1 protein-coding gene is annotated in these 503 nt (G+C 41.2%); it reads right to left on the reverse strand.

Annotation, left to right across the window (positions count from 1 at the left end; all coding sequences use genetic code 11):
• Window positions 1-503: hypothetical protein (locus ATH1_RS21770; RefSeq protein WP_010424860.1), on the reverse strand; the 503-nt coding region annotated here is incomplete at both ends.

Raw genomic sequence — 503 nt, forward strand, 5'->3', positions numbered from 1 at the left:
CTGTGATGTTGCGGATGGAATTGTAGCTTAAAACCCTTACATCTTCAAGATTGTATGATTGCTTAATGTAACGGTAGCATTCATCGCATTTCCACCTGGTAAGGTATATATCGACGATTTGCCATAGTTGCTTATTGTCGTTAATGTTCACCTCTTTATTGGTCAACAATAGCATCGGGACTTTTCCAAAGCCTTTAACAACAACAAGGGTGTACCAGATATCAGGATGTTCGGGCAATGCAACTTTTACAGCCCCATATTCCAGATGTAAAAATTCTTCTTTCCCATCCCTGGTTATATAAATATGAGCTTTGTGCGGGGTGTCAACATGTTGGTGTATTCTTTCCGCTTTGACTTGTCGGTTGGTGTTGCCCCCAAAATGCATGTAACGGTTCATCTTTAAACGCACTACGAAGTCAAGTTCTTCATTGGTAAAGCCCCTGATTATATCAATGTCATCTCCCTGACGGTCTATTGCCCACGTACCTTTGGAACCGATTTTT

Origin of the sequence: Anaerophaga thermohalophila DSM 12881, assembly GCF_000191885.1 — a bacterium.
GTDB classification, from domain to species: Bacteria; Bacteroidota; Bacteroidia; order Bacteroidales; family Marinilabiliaceae; genus Anaerophaga; species Anaerophaga thermohalophila.